The sequence below is a fragment of the Parahaliea mediterranea genome (assembly GCF_017255185.1).
Taxonomy (GTDB): Bacteria; Pseudomonadota; Gammaproteobacteria; order Pseudomonadales; family Halieaceae; genus JAFKCZ01.
Map to the genome: position 1 here is coordinate 1 of NZ_JAFKCZ010000015.1, position 21,347 is coordinate 21,347.

A 21,347-nucleotide genomic window follows, 5' to 3' on the forward strand; every position below is an offset into this window, starting at 1 on the left:
GGTCAGTTGTGGGCACAACTCAACCTCAAGAGATAGCATGAGCCTTTCTATTCGTAACAGGCAGAGCCTGCCACTCATGACCACGTCCGTAGGACGTGGTTTCCCACGCTTAAATGAATTCCGCCCTACAAGGGGCACACCGGTATCTGTAGGGTTGAATTCATTCGACCAGAAAGCGGCGGAATGAATTCCGCCCTACAAGGGACGCACCGGTATCTGTAGGGTCGAATTCATTCGACCGGAAAGCGGCGGAATGAATTCCGCCCTACAAGGGGCGCACCGGTATCTGTAGGGTCGAATTCATTCGACCAGAAAGCGGCGGAATGAATTCCGCCCTACAAGGGGCGCACCGGTATCTGTAGGGTCGAATTCATTCGACCAAAAAGCGGCGGAATGAATTCCGCCCTACAAGGGGCGCACCGGTATCTGTAGGGTCGAATTCATTCAACCAAAAAGCGGCGGAATGAATTCCGCCCTACAAGGGGCACACCGGTATCTGTAGGGTCGAATTCATTCGACCAGAAAGCGGCGGAATGAATTCCGCCCTACAAGGGGCGCACCGGTATCTGCAGGGTCGAATTCATTCGACCAGAAAGCGGCGGGATGAACGCCCCGAAAAGAGGGGCGGGGCCTGCGCCCCACATGCCCCCTTGCCAGCCTCTGCCATCGTCCAGTAGCATGAATCGACCCTCCCAATAATAACGATGGGGAATCAGCTATGACGGACTACTTCGCAGTACCAGTGGTACTGGGTGTCATCGGCCTGGCCGTGGCATTCGTGATTTACCACGTCATGACGCGTCACGACCACGGCGATGGCCTGGTCAAACAGATCGGCGACCAGATTCACCTCGGCGCCATGGTCTTCATGCACCGGGAATACAAGATGCTGGCGCTGTTCGCGCTGGTGTTGCTGGTCAGCCTCTACGTTTCCCCCCTGGGCTTCGACACCGCCCTCGCCTTCCTGGTGGGCGCCCTGTCCTCCGCCACCGCCGGCTACCTCGGCATGTTCTCCGCCACCAAGGCCAATGTGCGCACCGCGGTGGCGGCGAACAAGTACGGCGCCTCGCGGGCCCTGGCGATCAGTTTCTACGGCGGTTCCATCATGGGCTTGTGCGTCGCCTCCCTGGGCCTGCTGGGCCTCGGCGGCCTGTACTGGTACTTCGGCGGCGACCCGAGCACCGCCCACGCCATCCATGGCTTCGGCATGGGAGCCTCAACGGTGGCCCTGTTCTCCCGCGTGGGGGGCGGTATCTTCACCAAGAGCGCCGACGTGGGCGCGGACCTGGTGGGCAAGATAGAAGCCGGGATACCCGAGGACGATCCCCGCAACCCCGGGGTCATCGCCGACAACGTGGGTGACAACGTCGGCGATATCGCCGGCATGGGTTCGGATATTTTCGAATCCTACTGCGGCGCCATGATCGCCTCCATCGCCATCGCCGCGACCATGCAGGTGGCCGAGCGCGGCGCGATGATGTTCCTGCCCCTGGCACTGGCCTCCATCGGCCTGCTGGCCTCCTTCGTGGGCATTCTGGTGGTGCGGCTGCGCAGCGCCGCCGCCCCGGAAGCCGCCTTGCGCACCGGCACGATTCTGGCGCCGGTGGTGTTCGTATTGATCGCGCTGGTACTGATCCAGCAGATGGGCCTGGATGGCAATATCTGGTGGGCGGTGTTGAGCGGCGCCGTCGGCGGCGTATTGATCGGCCTGATCACCGAGTACTACACCGGCGCCGCGCCGGTGCGCAAAATCGCCCGCGCCGGCGAAACCGGCCCGGCCACGGTGATGATCAGCGGACTCGCGGTGGGCATGCAATCCGTGGTGCTACCCATCCTGTTCCTGGCCGCGATCATCTTTGTGTCCACCCAGCTGGCGGGCCTCTACGGCGTGGGTATCGCCGCGGTAGGCATGCTCTCCACCGTGGGCATCACCATGGCCATCGACGCCTACGGGCCGGTGGCGGACAACGCCGGCGGCATCGCCGAGATGGCCGGCATGGGCAAGGAAACGCGGGAGATCACCGACGGCCTGGACGAGGTGGGCAACACCACCGCCGCCATCGGCAAGGGCTTCGCCATCGGCGCCGCCTCCCTGGCGGCCCTGGCCATTATCGCCGCCTTCGTGGAAACGGTGGAGGTACACCACCCGGGCTTTTCCCTGGAACTGTCCAACCCGGTGGTCCTGGTGGGCATGTTCATCGGCGGCACGATTCCCTTCCTTATCGCGTCCATCACCATGACCGCGGTGGGCGACGCCGCCTTCGACATGATCAATGAGATCCGCCGGCAGTTCCGCGAGATTCCAGGCCTGCTGGAAGGCAAGGCCGAGCCCGATACCGCGCGCTGTGTCGATATCGCCACCACCGCCGCCCTGCGGCGCATGATCCTGCCCGGCGCCGTCGCCGTGGGCGCGCCGATCGTGGTGGGTTTCGGCCTCGGCGCCGCATCCCTCGGCGGCATGCTCGGCGGCGCGCTGCTGGGCTGTGTGCTGATGGCGCTGATGATGGCCAACGCCGGCGGCGCCTGGGACAACGCCAAGAAGTTCATTGAAAAGGGCAACCTGGGCGGCAAGGGCTCCGACACCCACGCGGCGGCGGTGGTCGGCGATACGGTGGGCGACCCCTTCAAGGACACCTCCGGCCCGTCGATGAACATCCTGATCAATGTGATGGCCATTGTCAGCCTGGTGATCGCGCCACTGCTATAGCGGTCACAACTTCGCGGTGAAAGCCGGCCGCCGGCTTTCCCGCGCCTCCCCGGCGGGCTACTATCGGGGCAAATATCAACAACAACACAGAATAACCGGAACGGCGGGCAGCCACCGCGGCTCCGGGCCGGGGCTATTATCGTGGGCGTGATCGAAGGGAAGGACAACCTGTTCCAGTGTATGTCGCAATTGATGGCGGCGGAGGTCGACCCGGTCAGCCGGCAGGACCACATCTGGCAGCGCTACGGCGAGACGGTGGCGGTGATGGTGCTGGATTCCTCGGGCTTTTCGCGCACCTCGAAAAGCCATGGCATCGTTCACTTCCTGTCGCGCTTGATGCAACTTCGGCACCTATCCCGGCCGGTGCTGGAGGCCCACGACTGCAAGCGGATTCATTTCGAGGCGGACAATGCCTTTGCGGTGTTTCGCTCGGCCACGGACGCGGTCGCGGCGGCGCTGGCGCTGCGGGAGACGGTGTTCGATTCGGGCCTGATGCTGACCGACAACGAGCGCTTCCGGATCAGTATGGGGGTGGGCTACGGCCGGCTGTTGTACTCGGAGACGCTGGAGGGCTATTTCGGCGACGAGATGAACTACGCCTCGAAACTGGGCGAGGATATCGCCTGCGGGGACGAAATCCTGCTCACCCGCGCCGCCTTTGACGCGGCGGAGCCGTCATTGGTGGGGGCTTTCGTTGCCGACAGTATCGAGACTTCCGGGGTACGTCTTGAGTTCTATCGGCATTGTTTTGGGTTAAAACAGTAGTCCCCGGGTCACGGTAGTCCCCGGATCAGCGTGGCAGCAGCGCCCGAACGAGAAGAGTCACTCCATCAATCGCACAAGGTGGCGGCGCGAGAAGCGGTGGGCCCTTGCCAGACACGCCGTAAACCCATCCATGGGGTCTCGGCAGTCCGAACGCGGCCCGACCCATCCAGGGCGCTGACGGTCTGGCAAGGGCCCACCGCTCCCCACGCCTTCGGCTTGAACCCTGGCACTTCGATTCAGCTGAACTTTGGAGTGTGCTAGATGCCGTCGACTGAAGGCGTCCGGGCGGGGAGGGCCGCGTAGCGACCGTCAGCGGCCATGGATGGCCGCTGCCGAGCGCGACATGGATGTCATGCTTGTAGCGTGTCGCGTAGCGGCCCTCCCCGTTCGGATGCCGCCACGCCACCCAAGTAGACCAAGCCGACCAAGCCGACCAAGCCGACCAAGCCGACCAAGCCGACCAAGCCGCCTACAATAAGCCAGCAAAAACAGCCCGCAACACCATCACCCACAAGGCAACCGCCGACACCGCATACATCAAAAAGCGGTGCATCACCCGGTTATACGTACAGTGCACCAAACTGTGTAGATAGCGGAAAACCACAAACACCCAGGCGCAAATCACATAGAAACCGTCCACCTGCGTAAACACCGTCAGGTACAGGCACAGCGCGTAGAACAGCACCGGCAGCTCCACCAGATTGCGCAGGTTGTAGGCCGGCGCCTGTACTTCCGGGGGCAGCAACGACTCCACATCGGCGGGCCGCTTCACCTGCTCCACGTCGATCGACTGACTCGTCATATAGCCGATGCGGCGGATAAACATCCACAGCCACACCAGGAAAGTCAGCAACATCATCGCCAATAGCGGCGGCGCCAGGCCCTGCAGTGAAAAACTCATCGGAAATCCTCTTATGGCTTGTTATCGGATAGCGCCACCCGCCAGTGGGCAGAGGCACCCCCGCATTGTACCCACACCCGGCCGCCCGGGAAGCCCCTCGCTATAACTCCCCCCGGCGATTTGCTATCCTACGCGCCCTTCCGCCACAGCACCCGAGGAGCGCCACCGTGATCACCCTTTACGGCATCAAAAACTGCGACACCGTGAAGAAAGCCAGGCGCTGGCTCGACGAGCACGGGGTCGACTACCAGTTCCACGATTTCCGCGACGACGGCCTCGAGGCCGGGCAGGTTCAGGCCTGGATCGAGGAGCTGGGCTGGGAGCAACTGCTCAACAAACGCAGCACCAGCTGGAAAGCCCTCGACGCCGCCGCGCGGGAGGCGATGGACGACGCGCATGCACTGGACGCGGTGCTCGCGCAACCCACATTGATCAAGCGCCCGCTGCTGGACACCGGCCACGAGCGCTTCACCGGATTCTCCGCGGCCAACTACGAGCGCATCCTCGGCCGCCACACCCTCTAGCCCCACGCACAGATTCAGCACAGGACACAGACCAGATGACAGACACCGCTTTCGCATACGGACTCGGCATCGGCACCCACAACAGCAAAGGGGAGTGGCTCGAAATCTACTTCCCGCGGCCGCAGTTGCGGCCTTCCCCGGCCCTGCTGGAAGCCCTCAGCGGGCTGGACAACAACACCCCCCTGGACCGCGCGGCCCTGGAGCAACTCAAGGCCGGGCTCGAAGAAGCCGGTGAGAGCGCCGAGGCGGAGCTGGCCGCGTCCCTGCTGGACAGCCAGGCCCCGGTTGTCGCCGTACTGCTGGCGGAAGACACGGCGCCCACCACCGTGCCCGAGGGCTATCTCAAGCTGCACCTGCTGTCCCACCGCCTGGTGGAACCCCATGGCACGGTGCTGGACGGCCTGTTCGGAGTGTTGCCCAACGTGGCCTGGACCAGCGAGGGCGCCATCGCCATCGATGAGCTGCCGGCGCGGCAACTGGCGGCGCGGCTGCGGGGCGAGACCCTGGAGGTCAGCTGTGTCGATAAATTCCCGAAAATGACCAACTACGTGGTGCCGGCGGGTGTGCGTATCGCCCACACCGCGCGGGTGCGCCTGGGCGCCTACCTGGGCGAGGGCACCACGGTGATGCACGAGGGCTTCGTCAACTTCAATGCCGGCACCGATGGCCCGGGCATGATCGAGGGCCGCATTTCCGCCGGGGTAAGGGTCGGTTCCGGCTCGGACCTGGGCGGCGGCTGCTCCACCATGGGCACCCTGTCCGGTGGCGGCAATGTCATTATTTCGGTGGGCAAGGAGTGCCTGATCGGCGCCAATGCCGGCATCGGCATCCCGCTGGGCGACCGCTGCACCGTGGAAGCCGGCCTGTACGTGACCGGCGGCACCCGGGTGATCATGCGCGACAACGACGGCAAGGCGGTGGAAACCGTGAAGGCGCGGGAGCTGTCGGGCAAGTCCGACCTGCTGCTGCGCCGCAACTCGGAGACCGGCGCGGTGGAGTGCCTGACCAACAAATCCGCCATCGAACTGAACGCCGAACTGCACGCCCACAACTGAGGATAAAAACCCGTGGAAAGAACCCTGGAGCTGGCCTGCGAGCTGATTCGTCGCCCCTCGGTGACCCCCGAGGACGCCGGCTGCCAGGCGTTGATGGCCGAGCGGCTGTCGGCGATCGGTTTCCACTGCGAGGACATGCCCTTCGGCGAGGTGAGCAACCTGTGGGCCGTGCGCGGCACTGAAGGGCCGATCCTGGTCTTCGCCGGCCACACCGACGTGGTGCCCACCGGGCCGGAGGCGCAGTGGCAATCACCGCCCTTCGAGCCCACCCTGCGCGACGGCCTGCTCTACGGGCGCGGCGCGGCGGACATGAAGGGCAGCCTGGCGGCGATGGTCGTGGCCTGCGAGGACTTCGTCGCGGCCCACCCCGGGCACCCGGGCCGCATCGGCTTTTTGATCACCTCCGACGAGGAGGGGCCGGCGGTGAACGGCACGGTCAAGGTGATGGAAACCCTCGGCGCGCGCGGGCAGGCCATCGACTGGTGCGTGGTGGGAGAGCCCTCCAGCACGGCACAGCTGGGGGACGTGGTGAAGAACGGCCGCCGCGGCTCGCTGGGAGCCCGGCTGGTGGTGAAGGGCGTGCAGGGGCACATCGCCTATCCCCACCTGGCGGACAATCCCATCCACCGGGCGCTGCCGGCCCTGGACGAACTGGCCGCGGAGGTGTGGGACGAGGGCAATGCCTCGTTCCCGCCCACCAGCATGCAGATTTCCAATATCAACGGCGGCACCGGGGCCACCAACGTGATCCCCGGCGAGCTCGAAATCCTGTTCAACTTCCGTTTCTCCACCGAGGTCACCGACGCCGAACTGCGCCGGCGCACCGAGGCGGTGCTCGACCGCCACGGCCTCGATTACGCGCTGGAGTGGAACCTCAGCGGCCAGGCCTTCCTCACCGACAGCGGCGAGCTGGTGGCGGCGACCGTGGCGGCGATACGCGACGAGGCCGGTATCGACACCGAGCTGTCCACCGCCGGCGGCACCTCCGACGGCCGTTTTATCGCCCCCACCGGCGCCCAGGTGCTGGAGCTGGGCCCGGTCAACGCCACCATCCACAAGCTGGACGAGTGCGTGCGCGCCGACGACCTGCCCCGGCTGGCGGCCCTGTACCGGGGCATCCTGGAGCGCCTGCTACTGGATTGAGTCCAGCTGGCCCTGCAAGCCCTCGCGCACCAGCTGCAGGTTGTGCTCGCCGGGCACCACCAGCACCCGCCCGCTGTCCAAGGCCGCCAGGCTGGCATCGACCACCGCCGGGACATCCATCCACATCGCCTCGGGAAAGCGGCTCTTGTCGAAGCCGGCGAATTCCTCGGTGTGATGAATCCCGGTGTGGGTGAGCCCCGGGCAGAGGCACTGCACCGCAATGCCGGCCGCCGCGACCTCCTCCTGCAGGGACTGGGAATAACTGGCGAGAAAGGCCTTGCAGGCGCCGTAGACCGCGGTGGAACGCATGGGCACGAAGACCCCGACCGAGGCCACGTTGACGATATAGCCCGCCCCCGCTTCCAGCATGAAGGGCAGCGCGCCGCGGCACAGGCTCACGCAGGCGTCGATGTGCAGGCGCACCATGTCCAGTTCCCGGGCGATGTCGGAGCGAGCCACCGGCCCCAGGGTGCTGAACCCGGCATTGTTGACCAGGTAGCGCACCGGGCCCCGCTGCCGCAGGGCCTCGAGGGTGCGCGCCACCCCCTCCACGGTGCCGAGATCCGCCACCACCGGCACCACTTCCGCCTGCCCCGCGAGATCGTCGGCCAGGGCCCGCAAGCGCTCGCCGCGCCGGGCCACCGCGATAATCCGGTCGCAGCGCGCCGCCAGGGCGCGACAATACTGTTCGCCGATGCCGGACGAGGCGCCGGTCACCAGGGCTACGGTTTTCTCCATTGATTGTTTCCTATGCTGCGATAACGGCCGGGTACGCCCGCTAGCTTACACGGCCGCCGCGCTGTCGTACCATGTTTCTGAACCGGGTCCATCCACAGTCGTTGAAACGCCCTCGACGGCGGCACTTGTTCAAATCGGGAGTCATGCCATGAGTCATAACAAAACCGCCCTGATCACCGGCGCCTCCGCTGGCCTGGGCAGCGAATTCGCCCGGCAACTGGCCGCCCAAGGCTACAACCTGGTCCTGGTGGCCCGGCGCCGGGAGCGCTTGCAGGCCCTGGCGGATGAACTGGCCGATGGCCGGAGTATCGAGATTATCACCGCCGATCTCAGCCGCGCGGAGGCGCCCGCGGAGATCGCCGCCGCCCTGGCGGCGAAGGGCATCCACATCGACTACCTGGTCAACAACGCCGGCATCGCCGGCGGCCACCTGCTCGAGGACCGGGACTGGCAACAGCACCGCGACTTCTGCCAGTTGATGATGCTGGCGGTACTCGAACTGTGCCATCTGCTGATTCCCGCCATGCGCGAGCGCGGCTTCGGCCGGGTGATCAACGTCGCCTCGGTGGCCGGGCGCGTGCCGCGGGCGGACGGCGGCCTCTACGGCCCCAGCAAGGCCTATCTGGTGGCGCTGTCGGAAAACCTGTCGCTGGAACTCAAGGGCAGCGGGGTCGAGGTCTGCGCCCTCTGCCCCGGCTTCACCCACACGGAATTTCACGCGGTGGCGGGGCTGGACGACATGAAACGCAGCCTGCCGGGCTGGATGTGGTACGACGCCGGGGTGGTGGTCCGCGAGGGCCTGCGGGCGGTGGAGAAGGGCAAGCCCGTGTATCTCAGCGGCCGCCTGTACCGCTGGCTGGACCCATTGATGCAGTCGCTGCTTACCCGCCGCCTGTTTCGCGCCCCGGGTCGCCCGGCGCGCAATCAGTAAAGGCGGACAACACGTAGACATCGAAGCGCACGGCCTTGCCGCGCAGCTGGTGGGAGGGCTTGCGCCCCGCCAGGCAGGGCGCCTTCAATGGCCGTTTCACCACCACCCGGGCCACTGCCTGCCCCAGGGCCCACAGTAACAGCCGGTCGCTGTCGGCCTCGTCGCCGTCCGTCTCCAGCAGGCGCTGGAACAGCGCCATGTCTTTTTTCACCGCCGCGCTCTTGCCGCGGGGCGGGAACATGGGATCGAGATAAATGGTGTCGATCGCGGCCAGCTCCGCCGGCGCCAGGTCCCGCGCGTCCCCCTGCTGCAAACTCATGCGCGCGCTGGTCGCCACCAGCCAGGGGTCCGCGTCCCGCCGGGCCCGCGCCAGGCCGTATTCCAGCAGCGCCGCCATCACCGCCACGCGTTCGCACAGCAGCACCGTGCAACCCAGGTCCGCCAGCACGAAACTGTCCCGCCCGAGCCCGGCGGTGGCGTCGAGCACGCCCAGCCGCGGTTTGCGCCCCACCCCCACCGCCCGGCCCAGGAGTTCGTTCTGCCCGCCCTTGCGCCGGTGGCGCATGGCCGCGGAACCAAAATCGACGCTCACCGGTCCCGGCGCGCGGGGCCCGGTCTGGTGCAGTGACAGCGCGTCGCCGTCCAGCAGCAACAAGGCGTCCAGCCCCGCGGGCACCTCCGCCGACGGTCCGGGCAGCAACTCAAGCCCCAGGCGTTTGGCCAGGGCCGCGGCGGCATGCGAATCCGTGGTCGCGGAGGCAAGCAGGGCGAGTGTTGCGGGCATTGCGGATCAGGCTCGTGCGCGGGGGCGCGGGTTCAGGGTCGCTTCAAGACGGGTATAGTTGGCGTGTATCGCGTCCATGTAAAGATTGCTGCCCCCGAAATGCTCGGCGGCATAATGATAGGCGCCGCGGAAACCCTCTTCGAGCCGCTCGCGAATCACCCAGCGGATAAAGGCCGGCGTCGAGTCCACCAGATCCTGGGCCGAATGGTAAGTGGCCCCGGAGTAGCCCTCCGCCGCCGGGGCGCCGGCAATCCCACCCTCCACGAACTCGTCGTAGAGATAGTTCCGGCATTTTTCAACGTAGTGGGCGTCGGCCAGTTGCGCGATCAGATCGGCGGTCCCCAGCAGATCGCCCAGCAGGCGCTCGGCGCCACCGTGCACTTGCAGGTGGTCCGGATGGCGACTGCAATTGGTGAACTGCACCAGCCGCGCGCAGGGAGCGGCGAGCTCGGCCAGTCCCACCGTCGGCAGGTATTCCCGCAACCAGCGCGCGCTGCGGTCGACATGCACCCGCGTGTAGGCCGCGCCGTTGCTGTGCCGCGTGTCGCGGCGGCGGCGGATATAGCCGGTATCGTGAAACAGGGCGGCGCAAATACCGGTCAGCGCGTTATCCGGGCCGAGCCGAGCGCCGGCGCCGACGGTTTTGTCGTGACCGTCGATCAGGCGCGCCATGGCGAGCGCCACATCCAGGACATGCTGGATATTGTGGTATTTCACCTCACAGCCGTGGTAGCCGGGGTAGTCCCCCGCGTACAAGCGATCGAGATCGGCCACCAGGCGATCCACGGGGGCAAAGGACGCACCGGGATACCGCCGCTCCAGCAGATCGCGAATCGCCGACGCCACCGCGGCGGCGTCGGTGACATCGACCCGGTTGCTGACATCCATGTGCGCCGCACGCGGCAGGTCCACGGGCATCTAGTCCTCGGACACCGACCCGGAGGGGCGCTTCTTGAGCAGGGCCGCGAGATCGTCGATCACGTCCTCCTCGGTGGTGCCGCGGCGCTTCTCCACGGTGGGCGACTCATCCTCCTGGCGACGGTCGCCGCCACCGGGCAGTAGATCCCCGGCCAGGCCCAGCTCCAGGGTTTGGCCCTCCAGCTCGATACTCAGCTGCAGGTTGTAGGCGTGGCGCGACAGGCCGTGTTTGTCGGTGACCTTGAAGCGCCGGGCGGCGCGGCGCTCCCCGGAGTCACCCTCCCCGGTCAGGCGACAGCTCAGGCGGGCAATGGACTTACCGGATAGTTGCAGGCCCTGCAGTACGCCCAGTTCCGAATTGCAGTGCTTGACGAAGGCCGGCGCGGGCAGCTCCTCGTCGACCAGTCGCCGTTCGCGGTGGCTGCGCACAACGCTGGTGAAATCACCGACCATGATCTGGTGGGGCTGCGCCAGATCCACGATACGGGCGAGGTCGATGGTGACCTCGCCGACAATGTAGCTGAACACCGTCGGATTAACCCCCTCCGCCTGGTACAGCTCGTAGTGGCTGCCGGCGTGAAAGGCGGTGCGGATCACCGGCACCGTGTTGCCCCGGGACGCGGCGCGCGCCACGGCGTTGTCGGCCACCACCAGCAGCATGAACAGGAACAGATTCTGGTTGGCGTAGGCCCCCATATCCCGGTTCCACACATAATAGCCGTCGCCGGTGGTGGTGCGGGCGAAATTGATTTCGATGCCCTGGGCCTGGAGCTTGTTGTAGGCGGAATTCATCGAGTACGACAGGCTGTTGAGCTGGCTGGCCTGCTCGAAGGGCGTGAACAGCGAAAATTCGGCGATATCGAACAGCAGCACGCCCCGGCATTCGACGTAGCCGAGCCCGTAGCGCTTGATCACCTGCTCGACCGCCAGCTGGACCTGGGAATCCTCCGACAGGGCCGTGGCCAGCTTGACGAAGCTCGGTGCCACGTCCAGGCGCGCGGCGATCGCGAACAGCTCTTCCCGCGTCTTGCGCCGCGTGCCGGATATCAGCTCGCGCACGAACTGCTCGTTGTCGCTGCCATCCCGCCCCGGATGGGCGCAGTAATTGCCGAGGAAATAGTGCGGCACCCAGATAACCAGCAGGCCGCGCTCATCCGCGCTCCAGCACAATACGATATTCTGGCCCAGTCGCCACTGCTTGCGCAGCGTGGCCTCCAGCGACTTCAGGTTGCCGCGCTGGACCAGACTGATGGCGGGGGATTCCTCCTTGCGGGGCATCCCTGTCTCCCTTGCATGGCCGGGTTGCTCTTCCATGGGACGCTCGTAATTCATCGCCTGACACGCTAGCATTATATTACCCTGCTTCCACCAGAGTCACTGAGGCGTCCCGGCCACGAGCCAGGCCGCGGCAGTGGCGGCGCGGCGGCAATGGTCCTGCAACCCCCTTGAACCTTTTGAATAAGAGTACCCGCATGCGATACCGCAAGCTCTGCGGCCTGATCCTTCCCCTCTTGGGCCTGCTGAGCGCGTGCCAACAGTACGACCTCACTGTGAACGACAAGGTGGTATACACGCCGCGCCCCCTGTTTACCGACTACGCCGCCAGCGACCCGGCTTTGCAGCGCTGCCTGGAGAGCGCGATCGCCGAAGGCAAGGTCACCCGCGCCAACCAACTGCAGGAACTGTCCTGCCGCGACGCCGGCGTGGCCTCCCTGGAGGGCCTGGCCACCTTCAGCGCCCTGCGCCAGCTGGACCTCAGCGGCAACGCCCTCGCCGATATCGCGGAGCTGTCCTCGCTGATCGCCCTCGAGGAGACCTACCTCGCCGACAACCGCATCGCCGACCCGCTGCCCCTGGCCGGTCTCCAGGCCCTGGACACGGTGGACCTGCGGGGCAATCGCACGCTGCGCTGCCCCGACCGCCAGGCGCTACTGCGCGTCACGCGGCTGCGTCTGCCGTCCCACTGCGGGAATTAGGCCTTCCCTGGCCATGCTTTTGCTTCCGCCCCGATGATGACCCTGTATCGCCTGATCAGCGCCCTGCCCTTCCCGCTCCTGTACGCCGCGGCGTGGCTGGCGTACCTGGCGCTGTACTATGTCGCAGGCTACCGCAAAGCCGTGGTGCGTAATAATCTGGCCCGCGCTTTTCCCGAGAAAAGCGCGAGGGAAATCACAGTTCTTGCAAAAAAGTTCTACCGCCGTTTTGCCCAGGTGGCGCTTGAGATCGTCAAGGCGCGGCGCATGAGCCCCGAGGACTTCCGCCGCCGGGTAGTGCTGCGCAACCCGGAATTGCTGGAGGAGCGCAGCCTGGACCACACGCGCTCGGTGATCGTACTGACCATCCACCAGGGCAACTGGGAGTGGATGCTCCACGGCGCCACCACCGCCCTGGGCATCCCCATCGACCCCGTGTACAAGCCCCTGCACGACCCGGTGGCTGACCGGATGATCTTCGACATCCGCAGCCAGTTTGGCTCGCGCCCCCTGTCCATGGCCGAATCCACCCGGGATATCCTGCGCCGCCGCAAGGAATTTCGCGTGTTCGTGATGGTCGCCGATCAATCGCCGGTGCGTCGCGAGCGCAGCTACTGGACCACCTTCATGAACCAGGAGGCGGCCTTCTACCTCGGCGCCGAGAGCCTGGCCCAGCTCACCGGCTTTCCGGTACTGTTCGCCGAGTGCCACCGCCGGCGCACCGGCTATTACGAAATCGAGTTCCACGACCTGGCGCAACCGCCCTACGACAAGGGCTCACACGCGATCGTCGATGCCTACGTGGCCGCCGCCGAGGCCGCCATCCGGCGCGAACCCGAAAGCTGGCTGTGGAGCAACCGACGCTGGAAACGGGATCGCGCCCGGGAAGAGACCGCCGACGGGGAACCCGCGGAGGCGGGCCGGGGATAGCGCGGCTAGGAACCCAGCTCCAGCCAGTCGAAACCGCCGGCCTGGTCGGCCCAGACCACGCGCTCGTCCGGCTCGCCGTAGACCGCGGCCAGGGCCCGCGCCGCGCGCTCGCGGCAGTTGTTGTTTTCACTGATGTGCCCCACCACCAGGTAGCGCAAATCCTCGCAACCGATTTCCGCCAGCAGCTCCGCCGCCTGGCGGTTGTTGAGGTGCCCCCAGTCGCCGGCCACACGCCGCTTCAGCGTCGGCGGGTAGGAGCCGCCCATCAACATGCCCAGGTCGTGATTGAACTCCAGCAACAGGCCGTCGCAGCCGCGGTAGTGGCGCACCACGTTGGGGGTGATGCTGCCCAGATCGGTGAGGATGCCCAGGGACAGGCCGGCGTGGAAAAAGCGGTACTGGCAGGGCTCGCGGGCGTCGTGGGGCACGGCGACGGCCTGCACCTCGATGGCGCCAATGTGAAAGCGTTCACCGCTGTTGAAACATTCCACGGCGTGACAGCCCTCGAGGCGACCGCTGCCCAGGGTGCCGTGGGTCAGGTAGACCGGGAGGTCGTGGCGCCGCGACAGCCGGGCCACGCCGGCGCAGTGGTCGCTGTGCTCGTGGGTCACCAGGATGGCGTCGATATCCGCCGCCGCGACACCCAGGGCGCCCAGCCGTCGCTCGGCCTCGCGCGCGGAAAAACCGCAGTCGATCAGCAGCAGGGTCCCGCCAGCGGCAACCAGGGTGGCATTGCCCTTGCTGCCGCTGCCAAGGGAGGCAAAACGCATCGGTTCGAGACTCGGCTAGCTGATATTGCCCTTGATCAGCGACAGCATGGCCTGCTCCTGGCGCCGGTCGAAGGCCGACTCGGCGGACGGCAGGGGCAGCAGGCGAATGGATACCTGGTCGTCGCCCTCATCGGCCATCCGCACCTCGAAATCCTTGCCCGCCAGCGGGTGCTCATCGTCGCCGAACAGCCAGTCGAACCAGCCGTCCTCCTCCTCGCCCTCGGGGCCGAGGAAGCGCACGTAGTAGGTGCCGGCGCTGCGGTCGCGGTCGGTGATCTCGAAACTGGAATCCTCCAGCGCCTTGCCCAGCGAGGCCCAGGCGCGATTGAAGGGCAGGCCGACGCTGATATAGGCGTGGCCCCCGGGAGCTTCCTGCAGGGAGATCTTGCCGGTGGCGCTCATCGCCTGGTCGGCGATCATCGATACCGGCGCCGATTCGGTGCTGTTGGCCACGTACTGGGCGACCGCCTTGAGCATCTCCTGCTCCTGGGAGACGTTGTCGGATACCGGCGGCCAGGCCTCTCCGTCCGCCGCCCGGTCCATTTGCAGGACGTGAAGTTCACTGGTACCGCGCTGCACGCCCTGGTCGATACGAAAGCGGAAGCGCGAAGGCAGGGCCTGGCCATCCAGTTCGAGCCACGCCGTTTCCATGATCCCGGCGCGCGCGTCCACCCGGCCGGTCTGGATGCCCGCCGCCGCGAGGAAGCCGCGCACCTCGGGCCACAGCTGGCCGGGGGCGATGGACACCAGGGCCCAGCTCTCGTCCGCGAGGGACTGGATGCGCACCCGCTCGTCGGCGGCGCCGGCCACCAGCGGAGAGGGTCGCGGCACGGTGAATTCGCCCGGCGGCACCACCTGGTCGCGCACCGCAGGAATCGGGTAGACCTCGTCCAGGGAAGCCACCTGCTTGCCCTCGGGCACCGCGATCACCGGCAGCTCGCGCGCCTGCTTGTAGTCTTCGGATTTATCGCGGAAGACACCCTCGTCCCCGAACAGATAGCCGCAGCCCGCGGTGGTCAACAGGGCCGCGCCCAGGCCCGCTCGCGCGGCGATGTGCAGTATTTTTGTCATCAGACGCCCGCCGCCTCCAGGGCCGCCAATACCTGCGCGTGGTACTGCGCGTCCAGCTCGGTCAGCGGCAGGCGGATGCCGCTGCCGATCAGCCCGCGCTGGGCCATGGCCCACTTGATCGGGATCGGATTGGCCTCCAGGAACAGCGCGGCATTCAGGGCCGCCAACCGGGCGTCCAGGGCGGCGGCTTCGTCGCGCTCCCCGGCCAGGGCCAGGCGGCACATTTCCGCGATCTGCCGCGGCGCGATATTGGCGGTGACCGAGATATTGCCGTGCCCCCCCGACAGGATCAGGTCCAGCGCGGTGGGATCGTCCCCGGAGTAGATGGCGAAGTCACCGGGGCAGCGGGCCTTGAGGTCCGCCACCCGGCTGATGTCGCCGGTGGCGTCCTTGACGCCCACGATATTGTCGATCTCGGACAGGGCCACCACGGTGTCGTTGTGCATGTCGACCGCGGTGCGGCCGGGCACGTTGTAGAGGATCTGGGGGATGTCCACCGCCTCGGCGATGGCGCGAAAATGCTCGAACAGGCCGCGCTGGGTCGGCCGGTTGTAGTAGGGCGTCACCAGCAGGCAGGCATCGGCGCCGTTATCGGCGGCGGCGGCGGTGAGCTCGATGGCCTCGCGGGTGGAGTTGGCCCCGGTGCCGGCGATGACCGGGATGCGCCCGTTGACGTGGCGCACGCAGTGCCGGATCACGTCGCAGTGCTCCGGCACGCTCAGGGTGGCGCTTTCACCGGTGGTGCCCACCGCCCCAATGCCGCTGGTGCCCGCCTCGATATGCATGTCGAGGATGCGCTCGAGGGCCTGCCAGTCGAGGCTGCCGTCGGACTGCATGGGGGTTACCAGGGCGACGATACTGCCGGTTATCATTCACGCTCTCCAGATGTGAGGGTTCGGGTGGCCGGCTGACGCCGGCCCCCTTCGCGGGGCGCCACGGGGGCCGCCTCGGGCCGCGACGGTTCCGGCGGGAGAGTCCCCCACCGGAAGGAAAGAGGGCAATTATCCATGTGAGGGGCCGGAAGACAACCTACATGGGCTAAACTAAGCCATCCGATGGCTGTCATATTGAACACAGCGGTGCACCAAACCAAGGAGAATACTATGGCATTGTGGCGCATTTCCATATCAGCCATCCTGGGCTGTCTGCTGGTGCTGGCACCGGCTTCGGGTGCGCTGGCCCAGGACACACCGCGCATCGACGAACTCTCCTACCTGGATCGCCAGTACATGTCGCAGCAGCGCAGTCACCTGGAAGACCTGGCCCGTCGCCATTTCGGCCGCGGCTTCGACGGCACCCGGGCCAATGACCTGGACCTGCTGCAACGCATGCTGGACGATCGCGTGGTACGCCCCGGCCAGACCCAGGAACTCCAGGCCATGGGCATTGTCATGGGCGACCTGCTGGCGGAGCACCTGGGCATGCACTGGGTCGTCTACGAAGACCGCATCGGCCGCAGCCGGGCCCTGCGCTACAAGACGACGGAGAATTACCTGTTCCCGATGACCATGATTTCCCGGCGGCGCGAAGCGGGCAACGACACCCCCGTGGCGGATATCTACCAGAAAGCCTACGACATCATCGCCCCCCTGCGCCCGGACATTCCCTTCCAGTAGCGGGCCGTTGAAAAACGGCCCGCGTTCGCGGCCACCATGGCTTGTCGGCGCCGCGGCATGCGCCGCCAATTGCCTTGCCCGCGGGCCAGCCAGTAGACTGGAGACCCCCACTACCTGGTGCCGACCGACCGCATGAGCCCGCCACAAGCCCCCGCCTACCAGTTGAGCGACGGCCCCGGCCAGTCGGCCACGCTGTCACTCAGCGGCGATTGGGCCCAGGGCCAGGAACCGGTGGATTTCCGCGACCTGCGCCCGGAACTGGTGGCGCTGGCACCGCGACAACTGCTGGTGGACGGGGATGCGCTGGGCCGGTGGGACTCCCTGCTGATGGCCTTCCTGCTGCAGTGCCACAACTACTGCCGGGCCGAGGGCATTGAACTCGATGTATCGCCGCTGCCGGAAAGCGCCCGCCAGCTGCTGCGGGTCGCCACGACGGTGCCCCCCCACGAGCGCCCCCGGGAGCCCCGCCCCGGCCTGCTGCAACGCCTGAACCCGCTGCGCGCGGCGCGCGGCGCGCTGCGCGATATTGCCGAGTCCATGGCCTTTCTCGGCGACCTGGGCATCGCCCTGCTAAACCTGTGCCGCGGCCGCTCGAATACGCGCTTCACCGATTTTCGCCATTTCTGCTACCAGTCGGGGCCGGATGCCTTCGCCATTATCAGCCTCACCAGCGTGCTGGTGGGCATGATCCTCGCCTATCTGGGGGCGGTGCAGCTGAAGCTGTTCGGCGCCGAGATCTATGTCGCCAACCTGGTGGTGATCGGCATGCTGCGGGAAATGGGCGTGCTGATGACCGCGGTGGTCATGGCGGGCCGCACCGGCGCCGCCTACGCCGCCCAGCTCGGCACCATGCAGACCAACGAGGAAATCGACGCGATCACCACCATGGGCGTGTCACCCATGGAATTCCTGGTGGTGCCGCGCGTGCTCGCCCTGGTGATCACCCTGCCCCTGCTCACCATCTACGCCGACCTGCTCGGGGTGCTGGGCGGCGCCATTGTGGCCGGGGGCATGGGCATTACCCTGCTGCAATACGTGAGCCAGATCGAGCAGGCCATCTCCATGACCCATCTGCTGGTGGGCCTGTCCAAGAGTGTCGTGTTCGCCGTGCTGATCGCCATCGCCGGCTGTCGCTCGGGCATCCAGTCCGGCCGCGGCTCCGCGGCGGTAGGCAATGCCGCCACCGAGGCCGTGGTCACCGCGCTGATCTACCTGATCGTGGCCGATGCGGCCATCAATATCCTGTTCCAGCACCTGGAGATCTGAGGTGGCTAGCAGCGAGGCACACATCAGCGTGCGCGGGGTCACCATGGCCTACGGCGCCCGCGTCATCCAGCAGGGGCTGAATTTCGACGTCAACCGCGGTGACATTTTCGTGATCATGGGCGGCAGCGGCTGCGGCAAGAGCACCCTGCTCAAGCACATGCTGGGGCTGATCGAGCCCGCCGCCGGGGAAATCCTCTACGACGGACAGAGTTTCACCCGCGCCGATACCGCCACCCGCGACGCCATGCGCCGCCGCTGGGGAATCACCTACCAGTCCGGCGGCCTGTTCAGCGCCATGACCCTGGGGGAAAACGTCAGCCTCCCACTGCAGCTCTACACGGACTACTCCCGCGCGGAGGTCACCGAAGTGGTCGCCTACAAGCTGGCCCTGGTGGGCCTGGGGGGCTACGAGAGCTACTATCCGTCGGAAGTCAGTGGCGGCATGCGCAAACGCGCCGCCCTGTCGCGGGCCATCGCCCTGGACCCGCAAATCCTGTTCTTCGACGAACCCTCGGCCGGCCTGGACCCGATCAGCTCCCGCCTGCTGGACGAGCTGATCGTGCAAATCAAGGAGTCGATGGGCGCGACCGTGGTCATGGTGACCCACGAACTGCCGAGCATCTTTGGCATCGCCACCAATTCGGTCTACCTGGACGCCGCCAGCAAGACCATGATCGCCTGCGGCGACCCCAGGCAACTTCGCGACCACAGCGACCAGCCGGTTGTGCGACAATTCCTGGCCAGGGAGGCCGCAGCGGAACCGGAGGCCGAGGCATGAGTGAGACAAGAATGAGCGAAAACACCCACAGCGTCGCCATCGGGGCCTTTATCGTGGGCGCCCTGCTGATCGCGGTGACCACCGCGATATTCATCTTCGGCAGCGGCATCGGCAGCTCCCGCGAGCGGGTGGTGATGGTCTTCGACGGCTCGGTGAAGGGGCTGTCGGTGGGCGCGCCCGTGGCGCTGCGGGGCGTGCAGATTGGCCAGGTCACCAATATCCACCTGATTCTGGACAGCGACAATGTCGATCTGATCATGATCGTCGAGGCCGACCTCGACGCCAACAATATCCAGTACCGGGGCAACGGCCCCGAGGAGCTGACCGAGGAACTGATCGCCCGCGGCCTGCGCGCCCAGCTCAACACCCAGAGCCTGCTCACCGGCCTGCTGTACGTGCAGCTGGATTTCCACCCGGATTCGCCGCTGCAGCTGCCCGACATCGACTCCCCCCACACCCAGATTCCCACCATTCCCACCGAGCTGCAGAAATTGAGCCGCCAGATCGAGGATATTGATTTCGCCCAGGTGGCCAGCGACCTGCGGGAGATCGCCGCGGGCCTGAAAACGGTGGTCACCAACGACAAGTTCCAGGCGCTGCCGGACGATATGCAGGCCACTTTCCGCTCCGTTGCCGCGCTGAGCGAGGAGCTGAGGACCGCCGTCGGCCAGAGCGGCCCGCGACTTGCCAGCGTACTGGACGAGGCCTCGGGCACCCTGGGAGCCCTGAACACCGAGCTGCCGCGCGTGGCGACGCTGGTCGAGCAAAACCTCGCGGTGGTGGAAGACGCGATGCGCGCCTTCGAAGGCGCGATGTCCGGGGTCGACAGCCTGGTCGCCGCGGACTCCCCCACCACCTACGAGCTCAACAAAGCCCTGCGGGAGCTCGCCCTGGCGGGCCGCGCCCTGCAACTGCTGGCCAAAACCCTGGAAGAGCAGCCGGAAGCCCTGCTGCGCGGCAAGAGCGAGGACGCCCAATGAGCGCAATCCCACGAATCGGCCTGTTGCTGCTGGCGCTGTCGCTGGCGGCCTGCGGCAGCACCCCCCGCAGCGACTACTACCGCCTCAGCAGCGCCAGCGCCGGCGGCAGCGGCGACGCCCCCGCGATCGGTATCGGGCCGATCCAGATACCGGAGTACCTCAACCGCAACAGCATGGTATTCAGTCGCGGGGACAACCAGCTGCATATCGCCAGTTTCCAGCGCTGGGCCGAACCCCTGTCCGAAGGGGTCAAGCGGGTATTGGGACTGAACCTGTCGAGCGCGCTGGACACCGAGAATATCCGCCCCTTCCCCTGGCCCCCCAGCGATGCGCCGGACTATGGCGTGCAGGTGTGGATTCTGTCCCTCGATGCTTCCAGCGAGACCACGCGCCTGGTGGCGGAGTGGCGCCTGCACGTCCCGGGCGAGGGGCGCGAGGTGATGCGGCGGATCAGCCGCTACGAGGAGGCGGGCACCGAGACCGACGGCGGTGCCCTGGCGGCCAGCTACAGCCGCCTGCTGGGCCGTCTCAGCGAGGAGATCGCCGCGGCGATCGCCGCCGACCGGGGCGAGGGCAAGCGCTGAGCCCGTCCGCGAAACGCTTTATTCGCCCACCGCCGGATGTTGGCCGAATGAATTGCCCGATGTAGGGTCGAATTCATTCGACCTATGGCGTTCAATCAGAACTGGTCGCTACGCAACATGGCGTCGGAACCACCGTCGACGAAATACACCGAACCACACACGAAATCGGCCTCCTCGCTGAGCAGGAAACGCATCACGTTGGCAATGTGCTCGGGCTTGGCCATGCCGCCCCAGGGCACGCTGGCCTGGAAGTCGCGCATGGTCTGGCCCAATGCTTCGTCGGCGAATACCTGGTCGGTGAGCGGGGTCTGGGTGATCCCCGGCGCCACGGCGTTCAGGCGCACGCCGGCCTTGGCGTAGGCGACGGTATTGCGGCGCATCCACTGGGTGATGGCGCGCTTGGAACCGGCATAGGCGGTGTGGCCGTCGGCCTCTTCGACTACGGCGCAGGCGGCGCCTTCGTCGCCGGCGAGGCAGGCTTCGACGAAGGGGGTTTCGGCGCTCACCATGGGCGCGGAGTTGGAGGCGACGATGAGTACGCTGCCGCGCCGTTTGGCGACGAGGTCCTTGACCCCCTCGACGGTGGCGACGACGGCGAAGTAGTTGACCTGGGCGATTTTGGACAGGGGGCGCGCGACGGGGGGCAACCCGGCGCAGGCGATGAAGCCGTCGAGGCCGTCGGGGGCCCGCTCGGCGATGCCGTCGATGGCGGCCTGGCGCCCCTCGGCGGTGGACAGGTCGGCGATGATGTCGCCATCCTTGATGTCGACGGAGATCACCTGGTGCCCGCGTTCGGTGAGCTGCTGGCGCAGGGCGCCGCCGATACCGGTGGCGCCGCCGGTCATTGCATAGAGTGCCATGGGGAGGGTTCCTCGCGCTGTGTATGTGTCGGCTGGCATTCTTGCGCACTTGG

General features: G+C 66.6%; 22 protein-coding genes. 13 read left to right on the forward strand and 9 right to left on the reverse strand.

Translation table 11 applies throughout. The features are described from left to right. Positions 1 to 718 precede the first annotated feature (718 nt). Together JYP50_RS17685 and JYP50_RS17690 are read left to right on the forward strand one after the other, a co-directional pair. Positions 719 to 2,707: a sodium-translocating pyrophosphatase gene (locus JYP50_RS17685; RefSeq protein WP_206561887.1), complete on the forward strand. Its 1,989-nt coding sequence runs from the start codon at positions 719 to 721 to the stop codon at positions 2,705 to 2,707. Between the two features lie 141 nt (positions 2,708 to 2,848). Beyond that, entirely contained in the window at positions 2,849 to 3,472 is a 624-nt protein-coding gene (locus tag JYP50_RS17690) for an adenylate/guanylate cyclase domain-containing protein (RefSeq protein WP_206561888.1), read from the forward strand. Positions 3,473 to 3,941: 469 nt separating this feature from the next. On the opposite strand, the gene JYP50_RS17695 is transcribed toward JYP50_RS17690, so the two are convergent. Beyond that, positions 3,942 to 4,373, reverse strand: coding sequence for an MAPEG family protein (locus JYP50_RS17695; protein ID WP_206561889.1), 432 nt, complete (start codon positions 4,371 to 4,373; stop codon positions 3,942 to 3,944). Positions 4,374 to 4,540: 167 nt separating this feature from the next. Here JYP50_RS17695 and JYP50_RS17700 point away from each other — a divergent pair, with 167 nt between their 5' ends. Genes JYP50_RS17700 through dapE form a run of 3 tightly spaced genes read left to right on the forward strand, consistent with a single transcriptional unit; the run spans position 4,541 to position 7,095 of the window. Next, positions 4,541 to 4,897 carry an ArsC family reductase gene (locus JYP50_RS17700; protein ID WP_206561890.1) on the forward strand — a complete coding sequence of 119 codons (357 nt, stop codon included), beginning with the start codon at positions 4,541 to 4,543 and terminating at the stop codon, positions 4,895 to 4,897. Positions 4,898 to 4,932: 35 nt separating this feature from the next. Beyond that, positions 4,933 to 5,952, forward strand: coding sequence for a 2,3,4,5-tetrahydropyridine-2,6-dicarboxylate N-succinyltransferase (gene dapD / locus JYP50_RS17705; protein ID WP_206561891.1), 1,020 nt, complete (start codon positions 4,933 to 4,935; stop codon positions 5,950 to 5,952). A 12-nt stretch (positions 5,953 to 5,964) separates the two neighbouring features. After that, positions 5,965 to 7,095: a succinyl-diaminopimelate desuccinylase gene (gene dapE / locus JYP50_RS17710; RefSeq protein ID WP_206561892.1), complete on the forward strand. Its 1,131-nt coding sequence runs from the start codon at positions 5,965 to 5,967 to the stop codon at positions 7,093 to 7,095. Here the strand turns inward: dapE and JYP50_RS17715 are convergent. Then, entirely contained in the window at positions 7,084 to 7,833 is a 750-nt protein-coding gene (locus JYP50_RS17715) for an SDR family NAD(P)-dependent oxidoreductase (protein ID WP_206561893.1), read from the reverse strand. The genes dapE and JYP50_RS17715 overlap by 12 nt on opposite strands. 148 nt (positions 7,834 to 7,981) lie before the next feature. On the opposite strand from JYP50_RS17715, the gene JYP50_RS17720 reads away from it, so the two are divergent. After that, positions 7,982 to 8,764, forward strand: coding sequence for an SDR family NAD(P)-dependent oxidoreductase (locus JYP50_RS17720; RefSeq protein ID WP_206561894.1), 783 nt, complete (start codon positions 7,982 to 7,984; stop codon positions 8,762 to 8,764). Here the strand turns inward: JYP50_RS17720 and JYP50_RS17725 are convergent. The 3 genes from JYP50_RS17725 to JYP50_RS17735 are packed head-to-tail and all read right to left on the reverse strand — an operon-like array spanning position 8,715 to position 11,744. After that, positions 8,715 to 9,548 (reverse strand): class I SAM-dependent methyltransferase, encoded by an 834-nt coding sequence (locus JYP50_RS17725; protein ID WP_206561895.1) that lies wholly within the window; start codon positions 9,546 to 9,548, stop codon positions 8,715 to 8,717. The two genes, JYP50_RS17720 and JYP50_RS17725, sit on opposite strands and share 50 nt — an antisense overlap. A 6-nt stretch (positions 9,549 to 9,554) precedes the next feature. Beyond that, the gene (locus tag JYP50_RS17730; protein WP_206561896.1) at positions 9,555 to 10,460 is read right to left on the reverse strand and encodes a hypothetical protein; all 906 of its coding nucleotides are present in this window, start codon (positions 10,458 to 10,460) and stop codon (positions 9,555 to 9,557) included. A gap of 6 nt (positions 10,461 to 10,466) precedes the next feature. Continuing rightward, a complete protein-coding gene (locus JYP50_RS17735; protein WP_206561897.1) occupies positions 10,467 to 11,744 on the reverse strand; it encodes a hypothetical protein in 1,278 nt (425 codons plus the stop codon). 194 nt (positions 11,745 to 11,938) lie between these two features. On the opposite strand from JYP50_RS17735, the gene JYP50_RS17740 reads away from it, so the two are divergent. Continuing rightward, positions 11,939 to 12,442 carry a leucine-rich repeat domain-containing protein gene (locus JYP50_RS17740; protein WP_206561898.1) on the forward strand — a complete coding sequence of 168 codons (504 nt, stop codon included), beginning with the start codon at positions 11,939 to 11,941 and terminating at the stop codon, positions 12,440 to 12,442. Between the two features lie 33 nt (positions 12,443 to 12,475). Next, entirely contained in the window at positions 12,476 to 13,369 is an 894-nt protein-coding gene (locus JYP50_RS17745) for a lysophospholipid acyltransferase family protein (RefSeq protein ID WP_241263281.1), read from the forward strand. Between the two features lie 5 nt (positions 13,370 to 13,374). On the opposite strand, the gene JYP50_RS17750 is transcribed toward JYP50_RS17745, so the two are convergent. From JYP50_RS17750 to dapA, 3 genes are read right to left on the reverse strand one after another with little or no spacing between them, the layout of a single operon-like run. Beyond that, the gene (locus JYP50_RS17750) at positions 13,375 to 14,139 is read right to left on the reverse strand and encodes an MBL fold metallo-hydrolase (RefSeq protein WP_206561899.1); all 765 of its coding nucleotides are present in this window, start codon (positions 14,137 to 14,139) and stop codon (positions 13,375 to 13,377) included. A gap of 15 nt (positions 14,140 to 14,154) precedes the next feature. After that, the gene (gene bamC / locus JYP50_RS17755) at positions 14,155 to 15,210 is read right to left on the reverse strand and encodes an outer membrane protein assembly factor BamC (protein ID WP_206561900.1); all 1,056 of its coding nucleotides are present in this window, start codon (positions 15,208 to 15,210) and stop codon (positions 14,155 to 14,157) included. After that, positions 15,210 to 16,082, reverse strand: a complete 873-nt coding sequence (dapA, locus tag JYP50_RS17760; RefSeq protein WP_206561901.1) for a 4-hydroxy-tetrahydrodipicolinate synthase — start codon at positions 16,080 to 16,082, stop codon at positions 15,210 to 15,212. The genes bamC and dapA overlap by 1 nt, the downstream gene beginning before the upstream one ends. Before the next feature lie 231 nt (positions 16,083 to 16,313). On the opposite strand from dapA, the gene JYP50_RS17765 reads away from it, so the two are divergent. The 5 genes from JYP50_RS17765 (at position 16,314) to JYP50_RS17785 (ending at position 20,434) form a co-directional block, all read left to right on the forward strand. Further along, positions 16,314 to 16,826: a DUF3806 domain-containing protein gene (locus tag JYP50_RS17765; RefSeq protein WP_206561902.1), complete on the forward strand. Its 513-nt coding sequence runs from the start codon at positions 16,314 to 16,316 to the stop codon at positions 16,824 to 16,826. Positions 16,827 to 16,958: 132 nt separating this feature from the next. After that, complete coding sequence (locus tag JYP50_RS17770; protein WP_206561903.1) at positions 16,959 to 18,092, forward strand: ABC transporter permease; 1,134 nt, start codon at positions 16,959 to 16,961, stop codon at positions 18,090 to 18,092. Between the two features lies 1 nt (position 18,093). Beyond that, positions 18,094 to 18,870 carry an ABC transporter ATP-binding protein gene (locus JYP50_RS17775; RefSeq protein ID WP_347136847.1) on the forward strand — a complete coding sequence of 259 codons (777 nt, stop codon included), beginning with the start codon at positions 18,094 to 18,096 and terminating at the stop codon, positions 18,868 to 18,870. Next, a complete protein-coding gene (locus tag JYP50_RS17780; RefSeq protein WP_206561905.1) occupies positions 18,867 to 19,850 on the forward strand; it encodes an MlaD family protein in 984 nt (327 codons plus the stop codon). The genes JYP50_RS17775 and JYP50_RS17780 overlap by 4 nt, the downstream gene beginning before the upstream one ends. Further along, the gene (locus tag JYP50_RS17785; protein ID WP_206561906.1) at positions 19,847 to 20,434 is read left to right on the forward strand and encodes a PqiC family protein; all 588 of its coding nucleotides are present in this window, start codon (positions 19,847 to 19,849) and stop codon (positions 20,432 to 20,434) included. Before JYP50_RS17780 ends, JYP50_RS17785 begins: the two co-directional genes overlap by 4 nt. A 95-nt stretch (positions 20,435 to 20,529) precedes the next feature. Here JYP50_RS17785 and JYP50_RS17790 read toward each other — a convergent pair whose 3' ends face one another. Further along, positions 20,530 to 21,294, reverse strand: a complete 765-nt coding sequence (locus JYP50_RS17790; protein WP_206561907.1) for an SDR family oxidoreductase — start codon at positions 21,292 to 21,294, stop codon at positions 20,530 to 20,532. Positions 21,295 to 21,347: the final 53 nt, after the last annotated feature.